At 64.4% G+C, this 20,158-nt stretch carries 19 protein-coding genes; 14 read left to right on the top strand and 5 right to left on the bottom strand.

Going from position 1 to position 20,158, the window contains the following annotated elements:
* Window positions 1-490 precede the first annotated feature (490 nt).
* A complete protein-coding gene (locus tag BRAGE_RS0127795; RefSeq protein WP_027562198.1) occupies window positions 491-874 on the top strand; it encodes an SPW repeat protein in 384 nt (127 codons plus the stop codon).
* Between the two features lie 16 nt (window positions 875-890).
* Here BRAGE_RS0127795 and BRAGE_RS0127790 read toward each other — a convergent pair whose 3' ends face one another.
* Window positions 891-1,796, bottom strand: coding sequence for a helix-turn-helix domain-containing protein (locus tag BRAGE_RS0127790; protein WP_027562197.1), 906 nt, complete (start codon window positions 1,794-1,796; stop codon window positions 891-893).
* A 50-nt stretch (window positions 1,797-1,846) separates the two neighbouring features.
* Between BRAGE_RS0127790 and pobA the strand changes: the two genes are divergently transcribed.
* A complete protein-coding gene (gene pobA, locus BRAGE_RS0127785) occupies window positions 1,847-3,019 on the top strand; it encodes a 4-hydroxybenzoate 3-monooxygenase (RefSeq protein WP_027562196.1) in 1,173 nt (390 codons plus the stop codon).
* Window positions 3,020-3,492: 473 nt separating this feature from the next.
* Here the strand turns inward: pobA and BRAGE_RS0127775 are convergent, their stop codons facing one another.
* From BRAGE_RS0127775 to BRAGE_RS0127765, 3 genes are all read right to left on the bottom strand, one after another.
* On the bottom strand, window positions 3,493-5,643 hold the full coding sequence (locus BRAGE_RS0127775; RefSeq protein WP_027562195.1) for an adenylate/guanylate cyclase domain-containing protein: 2,151 nt from the start codon (window positions 5,641-5,643) through the stop codon (window positions 3,493-3,495).
* A 19-nt stretch (window positions 5,644-5,662) separates the two neighbouring features.
* Window positions 5,663-6,331: a hypothetical protein gene (locus tag BRAGE_RS0127770; RefSeq protein ID WP_027562194.1), complete on the bottom strand. Its 669-nt coding sequence runs from the start codon at window positions 6,329-6,331 to the stop codon at window positions 5,663-5,665.
* Between the two features lie 187 nt (window positions 6,332-6,518).
* A complete protein-coding gene (locus BRAGE_RS0127765; RefSeq protein ID WP_027562193.1) occupies window positions 6,519-7,637 on the bottom strand; it encodes an HD domain-containing phosphohydrolase in 1,119 nt (372 codons plus the stop codon).
* Between the two features lie 287 nt (window positions 7,638-7,924).
* Between BRAGE_RS0127765 and BRAGE_RS0127760 the strand changes: the two genes are divergently transcribed.
* The 12 genes from BRAGE_RS0127760 to BRAGE_RS0127700 all read left to right on the top strand — a co-directional run bounded on the left by BRAGE_RS0127760 (window position 7,925) and on the right by BRAGE_RS0127700 (window position 18,691).
* Window positions 7,925-8,248 carry an STAS domain-containing protein gene (locus tag BRAGE_RS0127760; protein ID WP_027562192.1) on the top strand — a complete coding sequence of 108 codons (324 nt, stop codon included), beginning with the start codon at window positions 7,925-7,927 and terminating at the stop codon, window positions 8,246-8,248.
* A complete protein-coding gene (locus BRAGE_RS0127755) occupies window positions 8,248-8,613 on the top strand; it encodes a response regulator (RefSeq protein WP_027562191.1) in 366 nt (121 codons plus the stop codon). Before BRAGE_RS0127760 ends, BRAGE_RS0127755 begins: the two co-directional genes overlap by 1 nt.
* Window positions 8,610-10,691, top strand: coding sequence for a chemotaxis protein CheA (locus BRAGE_RS0127750; RefSeq protein WP_027562190.1), 2,082 nt, complete (start codon window positions 8,610-8,612; stop codon window positions 10,689-10,691). The genes BRAGE_RS0127755 and BRAGE_RS0127750 overlap by 4 nt, the downstream gene beginning before the upstream one ends.
* Window positions 10,691-11,152, top strand: a complete 462-nt coding sequence (locus tag BRAGE_RS0127745; RefSeq protein ID WP_027562189.1) for a chemotaxis protein CheW — start codon at window positions 10,691-10,693, stop codon at window positions 11,150-11,152. Before BRAGE_RS0127750 ends, BRAGE_RS0127745 begins: the two co-directional genes overlap by 1 nt.
* A gap of 38 nt (window positions 11,153-11,190) precedes the next feature.
* Entirely contained in the window at window positions 11,191-12,876 is a 1,686-nt protein-coding gene (locus BRAGE_RS0127740; RefSeq protein ID WP_028146379.1) for a methyl-accepting chemotaxis protein, read from the top strand.
* Window positions 12,877-13,017: 141 nt separating this feature from the next.
* Window positions 13,018-13,872: a CheR family methyltransferase gene (locus tag BRAGE_RS0127735; protein WP_027562186.1), complete on the top strand. Its 855-nt coding sequence runs from the start codon at window positions 13,018-13,020 to the stop codon at window positions 13,870-13,872.
* A gap of 16 nt (window positions 13,873-13,888) precedes the next feature.
* Complete coding sequence (locus BRAGE_RS0127730) at window positions 13,889-14,980, top strand: protein-glutamate methylesterase/protein-glutamine glutaminase (RefSeq protein WP_027562185.1); 1,092 nt, start codon at window positions 13,889-13,891, stop codon at window positions 14,978-14,980.
* 5 nt (window positions 14,981-14,985) lie between these two features.
* Window positions 14,986-16,713 carry a chemotaxis protein gene (locus tag BRAGE_RS0127725; protein ID WP_027562184.1) on the top strand — a complete coding sequence of 576 codons (1,728 nt, stop codon included), beginning with the start codon at window positions 14,986-14,988 and terminating at the stop codon, window positions 16,711-16,713.
* Between the two features lie 150 nt (window positions 16,714-16,863).
* Complete coding sequence (locus BRAGE_RS0127720) at window positions 16,864-17,307, top strand: hypothetical protein (protein WP_027562183.1); 444 nt, start codon at window positions 16,864-16,866, stop codon at window positions 17,305-17,307.
* 112 nt (window positions 17,308-17,419) lie between these two features.
* Entirely contained in the window at window positions 17,420-17,704 is a 285-nt protein-coding gene (locus BRAGE_RS0127715; protein WP_027562182.1) for a hypothetical protein, read from the top strand.
* A 143-nt stretch (window positions 17,705-17,847) separates the two neighbouring features.
* Window positions 17,848-18,294 carry a CHRD domain-containing protein gene (locus BRAGE_RS0127710; protein WP_051378071.1) on the top strand — a complete coding sequence of 149 codons (447 nt, stop codon included), beginning with the start codon at window positions 17,848-17,850 and terminating at the stop codon, window positions 18,292-18,294.
* Between the two features lie 178 nt (window positions 18,295-18,472).
* Window positions 18,473-18,691, top strand: a complete 219-nt coding sequence (locus BRAGE_RS0127700; protein WP_141263188.1) for a hypothetical protein — start codon at window positions 18,473-18,475, stop codon at window positions 18,689-18,691.
* A 500-nt stretch (window positions 18,692-19,191) separates the two neighbouring features.
* Here the strand turns inward: BRAGE_RS0127700 and BRAGE_RS0127695 are convergent, their stop codons facing one another.
* The gene (locus BRAGE_RS0127695) at window positions 19,192-19,557 is read right to left on the bottom strand and encodes a VanZ family protein (protein ID WP_027562179.1); all 366 of its coding nucleotides are present in this window, start codon (window positions 19,555-19,557) and stop codon (window positions 19,192-19,194) included.
* Window positions 19,558-20,158: the final 601 nt, after the last annotated feature.

Here is a 20,158-nt window from a genome sequence, read left to right as displayed (position 1 = left end):
AATGGCGGCGCGTCGGCCGGAAAACACTGAATGCGCCGATAGCTTGCCGAAAAAGGCGGCGCAGGCAACCGGACAGGGGTGGCCGCCTTGCGCCAAGGTTAGGGAGGATCCATGCCACCAGCGCCAGGGCGCCGAATGCCGCCACGCTAGGGCCGGCGCAGACCCGGCTCAATTGTACGGAGGTAAACAGCCGCTATCCAAAGGATGGGACGCCATATACGAAGGTAAGTGCCTGCGCCGGCAACAGACGCAATCGCGGTGCGCGGCGGATGCCGTCGCGCCTGCCGATGAAGGGGATATCCCGGCATTGCGGCTTCGGGTCGGACCATGCGCCGCTCTTCTTGCGCGTGCTGGCCATCGCGGCTCAGGGATATCGCCGTCGCTTCGGTTCCTGAGTGAGACCAAAGTCTACGCAGAAGGTCCCTGCCGGTCGGGAACAGAGGTGTTTCTCAACATTTGTTTCGGTACGTCTTCCCGCGGAGGGGCTGTCATGAGCAGACTGCAAGAGCGCGAAACCGCCCCTGACGTCTACAATCTGTTTCTCGCGGCTGTCCTCTTTCTATCGCCGTGGCTGTTCAAGCTGACGAACAGCCAGGGCAAGATCGACCTCTGGGTGACGAGCGCGATCATCGTCATCCTCTCGCTGGCGGCCATCATTGCCTATCGCGACTGGGAGGAGTGGATCAACGTCCTGATGGGCGTCTGGCTCATCGCCTCGCCCTGGCTGCTTGGATTCCCGCACACGCGGGCGATGCATCTCAGCATCGGCTTCGGCGTCGCCATCATGCTCCTGGCATTGCTCGATCTCTTCCTGCATTACCAGAAGAGGCATCCGGAGATGGAAACAGAGCAGGAGAGGGCGGCGCACCAATAGCTCTTCCGAGGCCTCCTCAGCCCTCGCCGCCATGGAGCTGCGCGCGAAAGGCGCGCGGCGACAGTCCCGTGGCCGCGGCATAGACCCGGCTGAAATAGGCGGGGTCCTCGAAGCCGAGCGCATAGGCGATCGTCGAGACCGGCAGATTGGTGTAGACGAGGTTGCGCCGCGCCTCGCGGATCAGGCGGTTGAGGATCAGGTGCGAGGCGGTATCGCCGGTCGCCGCCCGCGTGATCCTGTTGAGATGGGTCGGCGTGATCGACAGCGCGCGGGCGTAGTCCGCGACGCTCCAGCGCTCCAGATGATGCTGCTCCAGCAGCGCCTCGAAGCGGCGGAACAGTCCACTTTCCGCCGTGCCCGCACCGCCGCTCTCGCCGGTGAGCGCACGAGCCACCAGCCCGATCATGGCCGACGACAGAGCGCGCAGCACATGGGCGCGGCCGAAATCGCGCGCAGCGTGCTCGGCAAAAATCTGCTTCATGGTCGTGCGGATCTGCGGCGTGCCGCGCACCACGGCCGATCGTGACAGCGCCCCGCGCAGGCCTTCCGCGGCGAGCAGCGCCTCGTCCAGGATTTCTGCGGCGATGGTCAGCACCCAGCCTTGCGTATCGGGCTCGAAGCGGAAGCCGTGGACATGGCCGACCGGCACGTTGACGATCTGCATCGGCCGGAGCGCCACCACCCGCCCGTCGAGCGTCGCCTCGCCGCCGCCGCGTTCGATCAGCAGCACCTGGTGCAGCCGGGCGTGGCGGTGCACCGCCAGCGTCCAATCGTGCAGCACCGAGCGGGACGCGATGGTCTCGCAATGCACGACGTCGGGCAGATCGCCGGACTCGCCGAACAGATTATAGACCCGGATCGCCGGGGCAGGGGCTGCGTGTCTCATGTTCGAATAGTACAAGACAAAGACGAAACCCTCCATCGGTTTGCGGGGTTGAATCTGCAAAAAAGTGCCGACGGGAGGACGCAAAAATGAAAGTTCAGGTCTGCATCATCGGCGGTGGGCCGTCCGGGCTGCTGTTGTCCCAGCTCCTTCATCTGAAGGGCATCGACACGATCGTGCTGGAGAAATACAGCCGCGACCACGTGCTGGCCCGAATTCGCGCCGGCGTGCTCGAGCATGGTTTTGCGAAGCTGATGCGCGAGGCGCATTGCGGCGAGCGGATGGACCGCGAGGGCGAGATTCACGGTGGATTCGAGATCGCCCATGACGGCAGGCTGTCCCATATCGACCTGCACAAGCATTCCGGCGGCAATTCGGTGCTGGTCTACGGCCAGACCGAGCTCACGCGCGATCTCTACGAAGCGCGCGATCGGCTCGGCGGCAAGGTCATGCACAATGCGGAAGACGTGACGCCGCATGATCTGACCTCGGACCGGCCCTACGTGACGTACCGCGCGAACGGCGAGACCCTCCGCGTCGATTGCGACTACATCGTCGGCGCCGACGGCTTTCACGGCGTCAGCCGCAAATCGATCCCTAAGGACGTGCTGCGCGAATACGAGAAGGTCTATCCGTTCGGTTGGCTTGGTGTGTTGTCGCGCACGAAGCCGGTGTCGCCCGAGCTGATCTATGTCAAGCACGAGCGCGGCTTTGCGCTCTGCTCGCTGCGCTCGCAGGTGCTCAGCCGTTACTACGTCCAAGTGCCGCTCACCGACAAGGTCGAGGACTGGAGCGACGATGCGTTCTGGGCCGAGCTGAAGCGCCGTCTGCCGGACGAGGTCGCAGGCCGGCTGATCACGGGGCCCTCGATCGAGAAGAGCATCGCGCCGCTGCGCAGCTTCGTCGCCGAGCCGATGAGCTATGGCCGCCTGTTCCTCGCCGGAGATGCCGCTCATATCGTGCCGCCCACCGGCGCGCGCGGGCTGAACAGCGCCGCCTCCGACATCTATTACCTCTATCATGCGATGCTCGCGCACTATCAGCGCGGCGATGATTCCGGCCTTGAGGGTTATTCCGCCAAGGCGCTGGCGCGGATCTGGAAGGCGCAGCGCTTCTCCTGGTGGATGACGATGATGCTGCATCGCTTCCCCGACCGGCTCGAATATGAGGACCGGCTGCAGCAGACCGAGCTGAACTACCTGCTCTCGTCCGAGACCGCGCAGCGCCTGCTTGCGGAGAATTACGTGGGGCTGCCGTTTTAGCTAGTGGCAGCTGCCCGCTCACAAATCCGTCGCGCGCGTGAAGAAAAATTGATGCGTCAGACCGGCATCAAATGACTCAGCAAATCCGCCCATTGTCGCCCCAGTCGCAAATGTGACCGGGCCAGCCCCGGACCGACGGACCGAACCATATTGGAATGCCGTCCCAGAAAATCCAACGGCCATCCGGTTCAAGCGGAAGCTTGTAGGAACGGCCGGCGGTGGCGGAATGGTTTATATCAAAGGGCGCGCGTATTATGACGCGTCGCTTCTCGCGAGCCACAGCGGACGTTGTGAGCATGGCGATCGCGATCAATCCAATCGACAAGAGCTTGATTGGGGACATCGAACTTGCCTTTTTGCCCTCGATGGGGCTGCAACCTTAGCCCGTTTCTTCGACCTTGGGCAGGCGAACCTATCCGAGCTAACATGGCGCATTTGCGCCAGTTGAAAGACGCACCGGGCCGCGGCGGCAACTACTTCCCTTCCAGCGCGTTGACCGGTGTCCAATCCGGCGGCGGCGGATTGGCCGCGAGAGCTTGGGCGCGCTTTGCGAACAGCGCTGACGTTGGATCGGTATTCGCGGTCTTCGCAAACGCGTCAGCCGCCTTCGCGAACTCCCGGGCGCGCCAGCAGGCCAGGCCTTCCGCATACGCTGCTGCCACCTTCGCCTGCTTCGCACTCTGCGCGCCCCTGTTGGCCAGCGGTTCGAACACCTTGATCGCCTCGCCGCGTCCCATCACCCTGATCGCATCGAGCTCGCGCCAGGCGAAGGTATCGCCGGTTTGTGCCACGGTCGCCTCCGAGGCCATGATCGCGGTGCCGTAATATCTGTTCGCGCCTTCGAGCCGCGAGGCGACGTTCACGGTGTCGCTCATCACGGTATAGTTGAAGCGGCGGCGCGAGCCGATATTGCCGACCACGGCTTCGCCGCTGTTGAGACCGATGCGGTGCGACAGGCCGTGACCGGCGAAGGCGGCATTGCTGGCGTTCAGCCCCGCGAGCTTCTCGTGACACTTCAGAGCGGCGTGGACGGCATTGCGCGCATGGGAGGGATCGTCGGCGGGCGCGCCGAACATGGCGACGATGGAATCGCCGATATATTTGTCGACATAGCCGCCATGGCTCTCGATGATGTCGGTCATGGCGGAGAGATATTCGTTCATCAGCTTCACCAGCTCGCCCGGCGTCATCGTCTCCGCGATCGAGGAGAAGCCGCTGAGGTCGGAGAAGAACATGGTGACGTTGCGCATCTCGCCGCCGAGCTCCGGCATCTTGCCGGAGGCGACCATGGTCTCGATGATTTCGGGGGCGAGATAAAGCGCAAAGCTCTTGCGCAGGAAACGCTCGTCGCGATCGGCCAGCACGAAGCGGTAACCGATCATCATCGCCAGTGCAGCAAGACTCGCGAGCGCGGGCTCGGTCAGCGGCAGCGCCATCGCATGCACGAATGCGCCGACAGCCGCGGCGGTGTAAATGGCGGTGAGGGCTAGCCACACGATCAGCGCGCCGCCCGGTGCAAGCAGGCAGGCGGCGCAGGCGATGATCGCCGCGAACACGATTGTCAGAACGGTCCGCATGGGAAAACCGAGCTCGGTCACGGCATCGCGCTCGATCAGGTTCCGCACCACGGTCGCGTGCACGAAGACGCCGGCGACGTCACTGCGCGCATTCTGCGCGGTGCTTGCGGGTGCGGGCAGGGCGCACCGCACGCCCGGCGCGCCGTCATAGCCGCTCGCAAGGCGCATCGAGGTCAGCTTGCGGTCCTCGAAATTCAGCGCGGTGCCGAGCAGCACGACCTTGCCGCCAAAGGCGCGGCGGAAGAAGTCACGGTCGCCTTTTTCGACGCAGGCCCGCAGATCGGCGAACGAATAGGCCGGTACGTCGCGGCCGAGCCCACGAAAGTTGAGCGTCAATGTATTCGGTACCGCGCTCGGGATCGTGTAGCCGGACAATTCGGCTGCACCTGACGGTGCAAGCTCGACCTTCGCTCCGACCGCACGTGCGGCGAGCTCGACCGCCATCGCCGGGACCGGCTTGCCATCGATGGAGAAGCTGAGCGGCATCCGCCGGATGACATCGTCCGCGTCGGTGTGGACGTTGAGCGCGCGGATGTTGTTTCGCACCGCCACCCGCTGCGCGGTGTACGGCGTGTCCGGGTGGTCGTTGCTCAGGATTTCGCCGAGCACCAGCTTGCCGCCATCGGAGATCTGTCGCAGCGCGATCAGGTAGTCTCGATCAAAACCCCTCATGCGGCTTCCGAGCGGCGCGTCGCCGAAGGGGATCTCGGACTGCTCGATCGAGCTCGGAAAGATCACGTCAAAGCCGATCACCTTGGCGCCGCCGTCGGTGATGCTGCCGAGCACCCGGCCGATTTCGCGCGTCCAGGTCTGTGTCGGCGATCCCTTGAAGGGTGGGGTGTCGTAGGTCTCACCGTCGATCGCCACGACGACCACAGGCGATGTCGCGGGATCGCGGCGGTCGCCGACGATCTTGCCGCGCAGCGCCGTGAGGATATCAAGCGAGAGACCTTGCAGCGACCGAAGCGGCGGGGACGTAAAGACCGCGCCCGCAAGGAGCGCGATCAGGATCGCCGCAACGATGTCCCGTCTGCCGATCCGCCGCATCGCCCCGTCGCTTGGTCGCCTATTCGAGCCGCAGCAGGCGACCGACGATCGGCGTCGGCGATGACGTGGCGCTGGCGTCGACCTGGAAGGCGTAGCGCTTGGCGCCGAGAATGGCGAGATAGCTGCCGCCGGGGGTGAGCGTCTTTCCGGCCTTGGCAAAGTCGTAGAACTTGCCGCCGACCATGATCTCGGTCTTGAGCGGCACGCTGATCGTGGGCTCCTTGCCGTCGGTGCGCTCGATCACCAGCGTGCTGCCGCTCTTGGCCTGCACCAGCGGCGCTGTGCCGTAGAGCGTCGGCAGCTTCGATGGCGCGCCCTTGGCGTCCGAGCGCATGGTGCGGAAGGTGGTCGCGGCGCTCTGGTTCGCCTCGCGCTCCGACAGTTTCGCCGCGTTGGTATCGCAGGGCACTTTTTCCCGCTTGACCTCGCCGAGCTGCACGGTGCTCTGCTCGGCGCCGACCAGGACGACGCCTTCGCTGATGGTTTCGCGCTGGCAGGATTTGAGATAGCTGAGGGTGATGCTCGCTTTGGGCCCGAGCTTGATGATCTTGCCCGGCGCCACATAGTCCATGAACGCGACGCCGTCGACCTTGCCCTGGACGTCTTCGACGATCGCGGCCGGCGTCTCCGCCAAAGCGGGGGCCGCAAGGCAGAACGCGCCGACAGCGGCGCCGATCAGGCTTTTCATGGGAATGCTCATCCAGTTCGACCGATGCTCTACCGGTCCCCGTCCTGGTCCGATGCGTAGCAGCGGCGCGCCCAGGCATGTGTGACCAGAATCACTCTTAGTATTGGTGCCACTTTAGCAGGAACAGGTTCAACCCGGCGACCGGAGAAAACGGAGCCGCGGCAAGCCGTTGGCCGAATGGATAATATCAGGCCGCCGGGATGGGCGGACGGCTCTGCGCCGCACTCTCTATATTAGGAACGAGCGTCGCCTCGGTCTTCTGATATGGCGTCGCCTGCTGTCCGACGGCGATCTCAACGACCTCGTCCCAGCGCGACAGGAAGGCCTCGACGCAGGCCGGGTCGAACTGACGGCCCTGATGCTCGACCAGGTAGTTGCGCGCGGCCTCCAGCGGCATCGGCTCTTTATATGGGCGCCGCGTCGTCAGGGCGTCGAAGACGTCGGCGACCGCGACCACGCGCGCGGCGACCGGGATCTCGTCGGCCTTGAGGCCGTTCGGATAGCCGGCGCCGTCCCAGCGCTCGTGATGTCCTGCGGCAATTTGCGCGCCGAGCTGGATCAGCTCGCAACTGGAGTCCGCCAGGATCCTCTCGCCGATGGTCGCATGGGTCCGGATCACCGCCATCTCCTCGTCGGTCAGCTTGCCGGGCTTGAGCAGGATGTTGTCGGGGATAGCAACCTTGCCGACGTCGTGCAGCGGTGCGGCCAGGTAGATGTCGCGGCAGAGCCGGGCCGGCAGGCCGAGCTGCTCGGCGATGATGCGGCTGTAGCGGGCAACCCGCAGCGTATGCTCGCCGGTGTCGTTGTCGCGGTATTCGACTGCGAGCGCGAGCCGCAGGATGATCTCCTCCTCGCGCTCGCCGAGCTTTCGCGTCGCAGCCGCGACTTCGCTCGCCAGATGCGCGGCACGATCGTTGAGCTTGCGTACGGCTGCACCAAGCTGAATCAAATTCCGCAGGCGCACCGTCATCTCGACGCTCTGCGGTGCCTTGGGCAGGAAATCGGTTGCACCGGCCTGCAGCGCTTCCATCTTGACGTCATCGGTCTGTCGCGAGGTGATCATCGCGATCGGGATGTCGGCGCAGCCCGGCAGGGTCCGCAAAGTGCGGATGAAGCTGATGCCGTCCATATGCGGCATCTCGTAGTCGACCAGCACGAGATCGAACACGCGCTCTCGCGCGCAGGCCAGCGCCTCCACGGGATCGAGGAAGGTGGTGGCCTCGACCAGACCTTCGGCTTCGATGTGGCGTTTCAGGAAGTTGAGGACGGAGCGGCTGTCATCAACCAGGAGCGCTTGGGTCAGCATCGGCGGCCGGGCTCGTTCGGATGGCGAGGCATGACCTCGACACATAGCCTTTGCGATTTAACGCGGAGCAAACGTTTCACCGGCATCACGCAGCCTGAAGACTGCGCGGAGCGCATGAGATTCGGGCAGGCCATGCATGCTTGCATGCACAGGCGAAGTTCTAGGGATTGTGACCCGTAGTTGTACGGGGATGCCCATTAGGGGTTTGCACACTCTCCCCACCGAATAGTCGTCGCGCGAGATTCGCGCCATGCGTGCAGTGAGTCTCGGGGAAATTTGGGGGACGAATGTCGTCTGATGTCACCGAGCCGAAGTGGTCCCTACGGCTGCCGGCGGATTGCAGCATCGCTGCGATCCGCAATGTCTATGACCTGATCCGCGAGGCGTTCGGCCGGCAGGACCGGCTCGAGATCGATTGTTCGAGCGTCGACAAGGCCGACGTGACCTCGATCCAGCTTCTGCTGTCGACCGCCAAGACGGGCGAGGCCCAGGGCCGCCCGGTGGTGCTCACATCATTCTCCCAGTCTCTGCGCAACACCCTTCGCCGTGCCGGCTTCACCAGCGAGGCGATGATCGATCAGCATTTCCCGCAAAAGAAAGATGGCACCTGATGGCCACGATTCTCACGGTCGACGATTCGCCCAGCATCCGGCAGATGATCAAGGTCGTGCTCGAGCCGGCCGGTCACAACGTGATCGAGGCCGGCGACGGCGCGCAAGGGCTCGCCAAGGCCCAGGCCGGCAAGCTCGATCTCGTCATCACCGACTTGAATATGCCCGTCATGAACGGGCTGGAGCTGATCCGGGCACTGCGCAAGCTGCCGAGCGCGGTCGGCATGCCCATCGTGTTCCTCACCACCGAATCCAACGATGCGGTGAAGCAGGAAGCCAAGAGCGCCGGCGCCACCGGGTGGATCACCAAGCCGTTCAAGCCCGAGCAGCTGCTCGCCGTCGTCGGCAAGCTGGTGCGCGCATGAACGTGATGGACCCGACCGAGGTCTTTCGCCAGGAAGCCAGCGAGCTGTTCGAGGTCCTGGAAGGAGCCCTGCTCGACCTCGGCCAGCGTCCCGACGACCGCGAGCTGGTCGATTCCGCCTTCCGCGCCCTGCACACGATCAAGGGCTCGGGCGCGATGTTCGGCTTCGACAAGGTCGCCTCCTTCACCCATGAATTCGAGACCGCCTTCGACCGCGTCCGCAAGGGCGAGATCAAGCCAAGCCAGGAGCTGATCTCGGTCGCGCTCGCCGCCAAGGACTATATCCGCGCGCTGATCGAGGATCCGCAGTCGACCGACGACATCATCGGCGACGCCATCCTCGACGATCTCAAGCGCTTCGTGTCGTCGGATCAGCCCGCAGCTCCCATCGCCGCGGCCGTGGAAGCGCCGCCGCTGGCTCCGACCGAGAGCAAGCAGGCCGGCTGGCACCTCTATCTCGAATTCGAATCCCACATCCTGCGCAACGGCTCGAATCCGCTCGACCTGCTGGAAGACCTCTGCAAGCTCGGTCCCTGCTTCGTCGTGCCCATCACCGACGGCATTCCTTTTCTCGACGAGATGGAGCCGGAAGACTGCTATCTGAAGTGGGACGTCAAGCTGCACGCGGCCTGCGACAAGGACGCGATCGACGACGTCTTCATGTTCGTCCAGGACGAGATGAAGCTGACGCTCTCGCCGCTGGAGCATGTCGAAGTGCCGGCCCCGGCGCCGCTGTTCCAGCTTCTCGACGAGGAGCCGATCGCCGAGATGCCCGCTCCGGTGGCCGAGGTCGTTGCCGCGCCCGTCGCGGAGCCGCCCGCCGCAAAGGCGGAGCTCAAGCCCGAAATCAAGCCCGAAGCGAAGCCTGAACCGAAGGTCGAGGCCAAGCGCGAAGAGCGCGGCATTGCCACCGTCCGCGTCCAGGCCGAGCGCCTCGACGAATTGATGGACCGCGTCGGCGAGCTCGTCATCGCCCAGGCGCGGCTGAGCCAGCTCGCCGCCTCCGGCTCCGATCTCTCGATCAAGATGATCGCCGAGGAAATCGAGCGCCTCGCCTCCTCCTTGCGCGACACCACGATGGGCGCGCGCATGGTGCCGATCGGTTCGCTGTTCGGCCGTTTCCGCCGCCTCGTGCATGACCTCTCGCGCGATCTGTCGAAGCCGGTCGAATTCGTCACCTCGGGCGAGGACACCGAGCTCGACAAGACCATGATCGAGTGCCTGGCCGATCCGCTGGTGCATCTGATCCGCAATGCGATCGACCACGGCATCGAGGACACTGCAACGCGCGCCGCCAACGGCAAGACCGAGCAAGGCCGGATCGAGCTCGCCGCCGTCCATTCCGGCGCGCAGGTGCTCGTCACCGTCAAGGACAATGGCGGTGGCCTCAACACCGCGCGCATCCGCGCGAAGGCGCAAGAGCAGGGCCTGATCGCGGCCGGCGCCGTGCTGACCGATCACGAAATCCACCAGTTCCTGTTCCATCCCGGCTTCTCGACCGCGCAGACCATTTCGGCGCTGTCGGGCCGCGGCGTCGGCATGGACGTGGTCAAGCGCACCATCGAGAACATGCGCGGCACGATCGACCTGTCGACCAAGCCGGGCCAGGGCACGATCGTGACGCTGCGCCTGCCGCTGACGCTGGCGATCATCGAAGGTCTCCTGATCCGCGTCGGCGAAGGCCGCTACATCATCCCGCTGTCGGCGGTGGAGGAATGCGTCGAGCTGACCGCCGAGGACGAGCGCTCGCGCGGCCGCAACTTCCTCAACGTACGCGGTAATCTCGTTCCGTTCCTGCGCCTGCGCGAGCTGCTGACCGCATCGGGCTCGCCCGACCGGCACCAGAAAACGATCATCATCTCGACCGGCGAGACCCGCGTCGGCCTGGTCGCCGACCAGATCATCGGCAACCACCAGACCGTGATCAAGTCGCTCTCCAAGCTGCACTCTGACGTCACGATCTTCTCCGGCGCGACGATTTTGGGTGACGGCACGGCAGCGCTGATCCTCGACGTCGCCCAGCTCGTCACGCTGGCGCAGTCGAAGGTCGAGAAGCAGCACATCAGCGAGGCGGCGTGATGAACGAGGGGCAAGCCGGCGAGCACCAGGCGGGCGCGATGCAGGTCGTGATGATCGGCCTCGGCGAGGAGAAGTTCGCACTCGACGCAGGCCTCGTGCGCGAGATCATCGATCCCGTGCCCGTGACCAAGGTCGCGGGGGCGCGCGCGTTCGTTCCCAGCGTGATCAACGTGCGCGGCAACGTCATTCCGCTCGCCGATCTGCGCATCCGTTTCGGCATGCCGCAGCTCGCCGATTCAGGCGACACCCGCATCGTCGTCATCGAGCTGCAGCTCGACGGCGAGCCGGTCCTGGTCGGCGTCACTGCCGACAAGGTCTACGAGGTCACGGAGATTTCGCAGACCGATGTGCAGCAGACGCCGCGCGTCGGCATGCATTGGAAACCGGAGTTCATTCGCTTCATCGCCAAATGGCGCGAAGAGTTCGTCATCGTTCCCAACATGGAACGCATTCTGAATTGAGAGCAGGTCTCGGGGGCGAGACTGACGAGGGGCTGAAGATGAGATTTACGGTCAAGGCAAAGCTGGCCAGTGCGTTCGGCCTGGTCATCGTCCTGTCCATGGTCGCCGGCGGCGTGGCGTACATGAAGCTCGGCGACATGATGGCGACGGCCGACAGCATGGTCCTCCGCGCCAAGCGGATGGAGAAGGCGACCCAGATCGAGAAGGACGTCCTCCTCCAGCTCCGCGCGGAAAAGAACGCCATCATCGGCAATGAGAGCGAGGTCGAGCAGGCCGCCGCCGATGCCGCCAAGCGGCGTGAGGCTGCGTTCAAGACCAAGGACGAGGTCTACGCGCTCGCCAGTGAAGCCGGCAGGAAATTGCTCGACGGCTTCGCGGTGTCCTACGCCAAGATGAATGCCTATCAGGAAGAGACGATCCGGATCGCGAAGACCGACAAGGCCAAGGCGACGGACCGCTCGACCAACGAGGGGCGCAAGCTCGTGAACGAGGCGCTCGAGTCCATGGGTGCCTATGTCGAGAACACCAAGAAACAGATGGCTGACCAGGCCATCCAGTCGAAGGAAGAGGGGCATCAGGCGCAGTTCATGCTGTTGTCGCTTCTTGGTGTCTCGCTGATGGTCGCGATCGCGGCAGCCTTGTGGATTTCGATCTCGATCAGCCGTTCGCTCGGCCGCGCCGTCAGCCTTGCCGGAGCGGTGGCCGATGGCGATCTCAACCAGACCATTCCCTCCGCGAGCAACGACGAGATCGGCGATCTCGTCAGGTCGCTGAACATGATGGTCGCGAAGCTCCGGCAGATCGTTGCCGAAGCTCTCACCGCCGCGCAAAATGTCTCGGCCGGCAGCCAGGAGCTCTCCGCCAGCGCCGAGCAGCTCTCGCAGGGCGCGACCGAGCAGGCCTCGTCCGCCGAGGAAGCCTCGTCCTCGATGGAGGAGATGGCCTCGAACGTGAAGCAGAACGCCGATAACGCCAACCAGACCGAGAAGATCGCGGCGCAGTCGGCCAAGGATGCGGAAGCCAGCGGCGTTGCCGTCGGCCGCGCCGTCAACGCGATGCAGACCATCGCCGAGAAGATCACGATCGTGCAGGAGATCGCACGCCAGACCGACCTGCTCGCGCTCAACGCCGCGGTCGAAGCCGCGCGCGCCGGCGAGCACGGCAAGGGCTTTGCGGTGGTCGCCTCCGAAGTGCGCAAGCTCGCCGAGCGCAGCCAGGCGGCTGCGGCCGAGATCGGCACGCTCTCGGCCGAGACCGTCAAGGTGGCGCAGGAGGCAGGCTCCATGCTCTCCAAGCTCGTCCCCGACATCAAGCGGACGGCGGAGCTCGTCGAGGAGATCACCGCGGCCTGCCGCGAGCAGGACGTCGGTTCGGCCCAGATCAACCAGGCGATCCAGCAGCTCGACAAGGTCGGCCAGCAGAACGCCAGTGCTTCCGAGGAGGTGTCCTCGACCTCCGAAGAGCTCGCCTCGCAGGCCGAGCAGCTCCAGTCGACGATCGCCTATTTCCGCATCGACCACGGCGCAAAGAGCCAGGCGCCGGCGCCGATCGATCGCGCGGTCAATCAGCTGCGTGCCAAGGCGGCCACGATGGCGGCGGCCGAGCGTCCGGCCAAGAAGCCGCAGGCGAGGCCCGCGCGCGCCCTGAAGGCGGCCGGCGGCGGCGGCTTCGCTTTCGACATGAACGACGGCGAGGACGATCGCGACGCTGATTTCCAGCGCTAGGACTCTCCGAGGGATCGGTCCGCCCTTGACCGGTGGGCCGATCCCTCGCCAGCAATTGCGTAAACGTTCAGGATTCAAGATGGCCCGTTCGGCCCGACATTCAGTGCAGGCGGCGGCCATCCCGGTTGGGGGCATGCAGCGATGATGCCCGCCATGCAGGATACGGCGGTGCATCTGTCTGACCGCCACTTCCGGACCATCGCCGAGTTGATCGAGGGCCAGGTCGGCATCAAGCTGCCGCAGGGCAAGCGGCTGATGCTGGAGGGACGGTTGCACAAGCGCGTCCGCGCGCTGAACTTCTCCGACCTCAACGAATATGTCGAGAACCTGTTCGAGGCCGAGCATTTCGACACCGAGCTCACCCATCTCATCGATGTGGTGACGACCAACAAGACCGACTTCTTCCGCGAACCCCAGCACTTCACGTTCATGCGTGACGTGGCGGTTCCGGCCCTGCTCAAATCGCATGGACGCCGGAATGCGAACCTGAAGATCTGGAGCTCGGCGAGCTCCACGGGGATGGAAGCCTACACCACCGCCATGGTGCTGGACGACATGACCCGGAATGGATCGCGCTTCCAGTACCGCATCCTCGGGACAGATATTTCAACGGCGGTGCTGCGCCTTGCCAAGACCGCGATCTATACCCGCGACGTGCTCGCTCCGGTGCCGGAAAACTTCGTGAAGCGATACTTCCTGTCGTCGCGGGACAAGTTGCGCGGCGAGGTGCGGGTGGTGCCAGAGCTGCGGCGCATGACGCATTTCATGCGGATGAATCTCATGGATTCGTCCTATCCGGTCGACCGCGACGTCGACATCATATTCTGCCGCAACGTCCTGATCTATTTCGAGCGCGAGACGCAGCGCAAGGTGATCGAGCAATTGTGCAGCCATTTGCGGCCCGGCGGCTATCTCCTGGTAGGTCATTCGGAATCGATGATTCACAGTGCAGTGCCGGGTCTGAAGCAAGTCCAGCCAACTATTTTCAAGGTCTGATCGGAGCGCCGCCCACATGCCGAGGGAGAAAGTTCGCGTACTGATCGTGGACGATTCGGCGTCGGTGCGCCAAATCCTGCAGACGATCCTTTCCGAAGACCCCGATATCGAGGTAATGGGGACGGCGTCCGACCCGTTCGCGGCGGCGCGCCGCCTCCAGAACGAGATTCCCGACGTCATCATCCTCGACATCGAGATGCCCAGGATGGACGGCATGACGTTCCTGCGCAAGATCATGGCGCAGCGTCCGATCCCGGTGATCATCTGCTCCTCGCTGACCGAAGAGGGCTCGAACGTGATGTTCGAAGCGTTCGAGGCCGGCGCGGTCGACATCGTGCCGAAGCCGAAGATCGACACGCGCCAGGCGCTGCTCGAATGCTCGACGCGGTTGCGTGAGGCGGTCAAATCGGCGGCGCGTGCGCGGGTGCGTCCGCGCTCCGAGCGCAGGGTGATCGAGAAGAAGCTGACGGCTGATGCGATCATCCCGCCGCCGGTGCAGGGCAAGGTCCGGCCGACGACGGAACGCATCGTGTGCATCGGCGCATCGACCGGCGGGACCGAGGCCCTCAACGACGTCCTCGAGATGCTGCCGCCGCATTGTCCGCCCATCGTCATCGTCCAGCACATGCCGCCGGGCTTTACCGCAGCCTTTGCCAGGCGTCTCGACAGCGTCTGCCAGATCCGCGTCAAGGAGGCCGAGGACGGCGAGCCGGTGCTGCCGGGCTGCGCCTATATCGCGCCCGGTGCCCGTCACATGCTGCTTCAGCGCATCGGCTTGCGCTACCAGATCGCGATCAAGGACGGCCCGCCGGTGTCGCGGCATCGTCCCTCCGTTGACGTGCTGTTCCGCTCGGCGGCCCAGCACGCGGGCGCCAATGCGCTCGGCGTGATCATGACCGGCATGGGCGACGACGGCGCCCGCGGCATGCTGGAGATGCGCAAGCTCGGTGCTTCGACGCGCGCTCAGGACGAAGAGAGCTGCGTCGTGTTCGGCATGCCCAAGGAAGCCATTGCCCATGGCGGCGTCGAGAAGGTGGTCGCGCTGCACCACATCCCGCGCGAGATCATGCTCTGGTACCAGGCCGGGCATGTCGCGGCGGCAGGTTGATCGCAATGTCCGCCATTCCGGCCAACACACTGACTGAGGCGACCGCCGCGATCGAGGATGTCTCGTCGCGGGTCGAGGACGTCTTCGCGCGCGTCGGTCATGATCTCGGCCGCGGCCACCTCATGTTCAAGGAGCTGAACCAGGGCCTTGCGACGCTCTCCGAGGAGCTCTCCGGCGCCGAGATCGAGGGCGCCGCCACCGCCCTGCAGGAGATCTCCGCGCGGCTCAGCGAACTCGCAGAGGCGCTGCCGGCGGAAAGCGCGCTCCTGGAGACGATCGGCAAGAGCACGGCGGAGGCGTCGTCGCTGCTCAAGCCGCTGTTCAAGCACATTCAGATGATCACCATCATCGCGCGCAGCGCGCGGATCGAGGCGGCCTCGCTCGACGGCGATCGCGAAGGCTTTCTCGCCTTCACGCAGGAGGCCTACGATCTCGGCAAGGCCGTGCAGGGCTCGATCGAAGGCTGCGCGAAGGACCAGCAGCGCCTGTCGGATGCCGTCGCCACGGCGTCCAGCCGGCAGAAGGAATTCGAGAGCCGCTACGCCAGGCAGCTGGTGGCCGAGAGCGCAGAGCTCGGTGCGGCCTATTCGGGGTTGCGCGAGCAGCGCCGCAACGGCAGACAGCTTGCCGACCTCGCGAGCGCCAGCACCAGGAAGATCGCCGAGGCGGTCGGCGGCGCGATCATTTCGCTTCAGGCCGGCGACAGCACGCGCCAGCGCCTCGAGCATATCTGTCGCGGCCTTGGCCTTGCGTCGGGATCGTTCACGAGCCTCGTTCCCGAAGCGGTCGTAAGCGAGGACGGCGCGCGCGCGATCTGCCAGTTGCAGGCGGCCCTGCTCAGGGATGCCCAGCGCGAATTCGGCGGCGACATCGGCCAGATCGTTCGCGCGCTGTCCGCCATCCTGCACGACGCGGGCAGTGTCGTCGGCCACGGCCGCACGCTGTTCGGCGGCGAGGAGGGCGGCTCGTCGTCGTTCCTGGCGCGCATCAAGCAGACCCTGGCGCATGCCTCGACCCTGATCGGCACCTGCGAAAGCGCCGGCCGCGCGGTCGACGAGGCGCTCGCCATCGTCGAGGACACGCTGGCAAAATTTCGCCAGGCGATCGCCGGGCTCGCCGAGGCGACCGTCGACATCACCCTGATCGGCATGAATGCCGGGCTCAAGGCCAGCCATCTCGGCAGCCGCGGCAGCGCCTTCGTCGTGATCGCGAACGAGCTCAAGGCGACCGCCGATCAGGTCTCGGCGGGCGCGGGGCGCCTGCGGCCGGTGCTCGACAGTATCGAACGCTCCGCGCAGGAGCTGAAACAGCTCCGCGTGCAGGGCGATCCCACCCAGCTTGCCAAGCTCGAGCCGCAGATCCTCCAGGCGCTGCGCGAGGTCGAGGCCGGCAACGAACGGCTCGGCAAGCTGATGAGCCGGCTCGTCGATGAAGGCGCCGAATTCGAGGGGCTGATGAATTCGGCGCAGGGCCTGATGACCTCGCTGGGCGAGAGCTCCTCGGCATTGCCTGCGGTTGCCGCGCGGCTCGAGACTGCGAGTGCGGGCGCACAGCGGCCACAACCGCAAGCTCAGGATCAGACGATGCTCGACGATCTCTTCGCGCGCTACACGATGGAGCGCGAGCGGGACGTCCACCGCGACTTCCTGCAAACCCTCGGGCTGGCGTCGATCGCCACCGCGCGCAGGGTCGAGGCGGTCGAGACAGCGGATGACGGCATAGAATTGTTCTGACGTCCGCCGCCGCGCCTTTGCGCGCGCCTACAGCAATTTGACGGGTTGGCTTTGCACGGCGTTAACCGTGGCGAAATGCTCGTCGCATCGGTCATTGTCGCGCCCCAGAGTTGGTCGCAAATACGCATGGAATTGCGACGGATGTTTTTCATGCTGAGAGACGGCAAATACGCTGCGTGGTTCAGGACCCCGCGTGGCCAGGGCACCGGCGTCGTACATCTGGCCGAAGGGCGGATCTCGGGCAGCGACAGCTTCTTCACCTATGGCGGATCCTATCGGGTCGACGAGCAGCGCTTCACGGCCCTCCTGACCACCAAGCGGTATGCCGACGGGCCGCCGACCGTGTTCGGGCATGACGAGGTCGAGGTCGAGCTCTCTGGCGTGTGCAGTGGCGCGATGGCGACCTGCTCTGGAACGGCGAGGCAAGCGCCTGACGTGATGTTCGAGGCGACGCTGATCTACAGCCAGGAGGATCAACCTGCCGCCGAGACGCGATGTGCGGTGGTGAAGCTCAATGACAAATTGCCCAAGGGGCTCGACAGCCGTTCCCGGCCGCGCCACTTCCCCGGACCTCCCAGGTCTCCCGCATCTTAGTACTGCATTGACACTGTTGCCTCGAAAAGGCGCCGTAGCCGGACTGAAGCAACCGAGCCTTTAGACGTGAAATCTAAATCTGAAGCCCGATAACGGTGGTGGAAGAAGAAACATGCCTCAGATCTGGATGACCTATGACGAGCTCGGAAGACTGTGCGACTGCGACAGCAGTGAAGCCAGAATGAGAGCCATTCACCTGTCACTTGACCGTCGCAAGAGCCGCGACGGAACGACGCGCGTCAAGCTGGATCTTGCGTTGACGGCCAAGTTCTTCGCCTCCGTCCGCGAGTCTGATTTCGATCTCGACGGTGCCATCGCAGCACTCCAGGCCACGCATCGGCAGATGGCCGAACTCCTGACACCGCACGAGTTCCTCGGCAGGCGCGGAGTGGCGTAAGCGATCGCCCGGACCGGGCATTGCGATCCGCGTCGAGATTCCCGCTATGGCTGCCCCGAATCAGGCATAAATTCGCCTCCGGAATTTCCGGCTGGGCCTCGGGGTTTCAACCCGCACGGGCATACAGCCTGCAGGAGGATGCCATGAGGACGGCCGCTTATCGGGCGTGCGTGACGCTGGTGGGAACAGCTTTGTTGGGCGCGGCGACGATTGCGACAGCAGCGTCGGCGAGGGCGGAGGTCGTGAAACTTCAGGCCGACCTCAAAGGCGGCAATGAGGTGCCTCCGAACAATTCGCCCGGGACGGGCAAGGCGGAAGCGACCTACGACACCGAGACGAAAACCCTGACCTACACTGTCACCTATGCCGGCCTGACGGGCCCGGCGATGGGGGCCCATTTCCATGGTCCCGGCGAGGCCGGCAAGAACGCCGGCATCGCTCTGCCGTTCAAGACGGTGCAGAGCCCGATCCAGGGCAGCGCCACGCTGACCGACACGCAGGCCGCGGATCTCCTGGCTGGCAAGTGGTATGCGAACATCCATACCGCCGCGAATCCGGGTGGCGAGTTGCGCGGGCAGATGATGAAGTAGAGGCGGCCCGCCAAGTCAGGCAGCTTGGTGCAGGCTAACGCCTCTGGTCCCGACGATCACGCGCGAGACCGTTCATCTCGATACCGTTCATCGAGGCGCCCTGCGGCAACGAAAGCGTCGCCATTTGGTCGCACTTTGCCGCGATAACGTCACGCTGGAATTGATCGTCGGACCCAGCATGAAGCACCTGTTCCCTCTGGCTGTTGCCGCAGCCCTGCTTTTTCACACCGATGCGCGCGCCATGCTTCGCGACGCTTCGATCGATCATGACCTGGGCGGGGTCAAGAAGTCGTTCGAGGCCATGTTGCGCGCGCATAGCGGCCGCGCCATCGATCTCGGAACCGCACGTGCGGTGGTTCGCGGTCAGGATGCTCCGGAAGAACCGGTGAGCCGCTGATCAGGGGCGCGGCTCGGTAAGAGGTTCGGCAAGCCTGAATGATGTCGCCGGTCAGCTGTGGGCGTTCTCGATCAATTTACGGATAGGCCAGGCGCAACACGCATTCGGACATAACTGGCAACGCGCCTATTGTTGACGACCAATCCCCAACTCTTTCTGCAATTGCGGCGTAAAGCCCATTGCGCCCTCGGTACGTCCTTGGCCGGTTCCCAGGTTTCGAGTCGCTGGTGCCGGAGAGGAGGACGTTCCCGTGGCGGCGGTGGTCGGGGTGGATGAACCAGACGCAGTGCCGGTGTAGCCACTGCGCACACCGCTCGGATAGGTGCCTTGGGCGACTGCCGAGGGCGATGTCGCAATGAGCAAAGCTCCACCCAGAAGCACATGAAGTTTGCGGACCATCGTTCCAAATCCTCTCAACAGATTGCGCATTGTGGATCAGAAGCCGCAGTTTGCCAATCTGCGTCTTGCTGCGAGCTTTGAGCAGAGTGTGCAGAACGTGTCTAGGATGGAGATCTGGGCAAAAAGGCGAGGATGGTCTGAGCCAACAGCACACCGACTGTTCCCCCTGCTGCTTTCTGCAGCACATCCACCAGGGCCGGATCGCGATCGGGCGTTAGAGCTTGCAGAACCTCGAGCCCGATTGCGACTGACAGCACGAGCATGCAAGCGAGACGGAAGCGTCCAGGCAGCAAAAAGGACAGGAGAAAGCCCAATAGTCCATAAGCGCTGAACCGCTCGACGACGACAATCCAATAGGCTTCGTGATGGCCGACGAGCACGGGGCGACCTGCCAACTTCGCCAAGGTGGCGTAACTTATCAGGGCAAAGCAGACGCTAGTGGCCGCGACGAGGGGGTTCCGAAACATGTCCGCACCATACCCAACTCTGCGAGCTGATGCCGGGAAACCCTTTGCTATCGTTAAGGAGGCCACGCCTCTCGGTCGGACGAGAGCGCTAGCCGACGCTTCGCATCGACGGACGCGCCAAATTTTCATCAGGACCGTGCGAGGGCCGGACCGGAAAGACCTGCCAGAATCAGCCGCCACGACGGCCGTTTGATGCAACCCTCGGCATCTGTGCGACATTTCCACCGCGAGGACGGATCAGGAACTGTGGAGGCTCTGACGATTTGGAGGGGCGCACATAAGGCTTCAACTTGAGGTATTGCGTACGACGCCTCTGCGAGACGACGGATCGCGTGCCATAACCAGCCGCGAACGAAATTGCCACGATGGCAGCCAAGAGTATGATGTCGAACATGCGAGGGTACCACCATCGGAGCGCTTGCCAGTCCGATACCGGTGCTGGTCAACATTCATAAGGCAGTTTTGCGGACTTCCGATGACCCGCGATCACATGAATTTGCCCGCGATGACCGGAACTTTGTCGGCCGTCCGCAATGCCTCGTCAAGGTCGGGGTGAACGTGTGTCAACATCATGAACCAATTGCGTCGCGCCCGTTCAAAA

It is taken from the genome of Bradyrhizobium genosp. SA-4 str. CB756 (assembly GCF_000473125.1).
Classification (GTDB): domain Bacteria; phylum Pseudomonadota; class Alphaproteobacteria; order Rhizobiales; family Xanthobacteraceae; genus Bradyrhizobium; species Bradyrhizobium arachidis.
This window is presented reverse-complemented; position numbering and strand designations above follow the sequence as displayed.

What these genes read in the sequence shown, in the direction of transcription:
- BRAGE_RS0127735 (WP_027562186.1), top strand. Translation starts at nt 13,018, where the DNA reads ATGATGCCCGCCATGCAGGATACGGCGGTGCATCTGTCTGACCGCCAC.
- BRAGE_RS0127770 (WP_027562194.1), bottom strand. Translation starts at nt 6,331, where the DNA reads ATGAAAAGCCTGATCGGCGCCGCTGTCGGCGCGTTCTGCCTTGCGGCC.
- pobA (WP_027562196.1), top strand. Translation starts at nt 1,847, where the DNA reads ATGAAAGTTCAGGTCTGCATCATCGGCGGTGGGCCGTCCGGGCTGCTG.
- BRAGE_RS0127745 (WP_027562189.1), top strand. Translation starts at nt 10,691, where the DNA reads ATGAACGAGGGGCAAGCCGGCGAGCACCAGGCGGGCGCGATGCAGGTC.
- BRAGE_RS0127765 (WP_027562193.1), bottom strand. Translation starts at nt 7,637, where the DNA reads ATGCTGACCCAAGCGCTCCTGGTTGATGACAGCCGCTCCGTCCTCAAC.
- BRAGE_RS0127790 (WP_027562197.1), bottom strand. Translation starts at nt 1,796, where the DNA reads ATGGAGGGTTTCGTCTTTGTCTTGTACTATTCGAACATGAGACACGCA.
- BRAGE_RS0127795 (WP_027562198.1), top strand. Translation starts at nt 491, where the DNA reads ATGAGCAGACTGCAAGAGCGCGAAACCGCCCCTGACGTCTACAATCTG.
- BRAGE_RS0127695 (WP_027562179.1), bottom strand. Translation starts at nt 19,557, where the DNA reads ATGTTTCGGAACCCCCTCGTCGCGGCCACTAGCGTCTGCTTTGCCCTG.
- BRAGE_RS0127755 (WP_027562191.1), top strand. Translation starts at nt 8,248, where the DNA reads ATGGCCACGATTCTCACGGTCGACGATTCGCCCAGCATCCGGCAGATG.
- BRAGE_RS0127760 (WP_027562192.1), top strand. Translation starts at nt 7,925, where the DNA reads ATGTCGTCTGATGTCACCGAGCCGAAGTGGTCCCTACGGCTGCCGGCG.
- BRAGE_RS0127725 (WP_027562184.1), top strand. Translation starts at nt 14,986, where the DNA reads ATGTCCGCCATTCCGGCCAACACACTGACTGAGGCGACCGCCGCGATC.
- BRAGE_RS0127750 (WP_027562190.1), top strand. Translation starts at nt 8,610, where the DNA reads ATGAACGTGATGGACCCGACCGAGGTCTTTCGCCAGGAAGCCAGCGAG.
- BRAGE_RS0127730 (WP_027562185.1), top strand. Translation starts at nt 13,889, where the DNA reads ATGCCGAGGGAGAAAGTTCGCGTACTGATCGTGGACGATTCGGCGTCG.
- BRAGE_RS0127775 (WP_027562195.1), bottom strand. Translation starts at nt 5,643, where the DNA reads ATGCGGCGGATCGGCAGACGGGACATCGTTGCGGCGATCCTGATCGCG.
- BRAGE_RS0127715 (WP_027562182.1), top strand. Translation starts at nt 17,420, where the DNA reads ATGCCTCAGATCTGGATGACCTATGACGAGCTCGGAAGACTGTGCGAC.
- BRAGE_RS0127740 (WP_028146379.1), top strand. Translation starts at nt 11,191, where the DNA reads ATGAGATTTACGGTCAAGGCAAAGCTGGCCAGTGCGTTCGGCCTGGTC.
- BRAGE_RS0127710 (WP_051378071.1), top strand. Translation starts at nt 17,848, where the DNA reads ATGAGGACGGCCGCTTATCGGGCGTGCGTGACGCTGGTGGGAACAGCT.
- BRAGE_RS0127700 (WP_141263188.1), top strand. Translation starts at nt 18,473, where the DNA reads ATGAAGCACCTGTTCCCTCTGGCTGTTGCCGCAGCCCTGCTTTTTCAC.
- BRAGE_RS0127720 (WP_027562183.1), top strand. Translation starts at nt 16,864, where the DNA reads ATGCTGAGAGACGGCAAATACGCTGCGTGGTTCAGGACCCCGCGTGGC.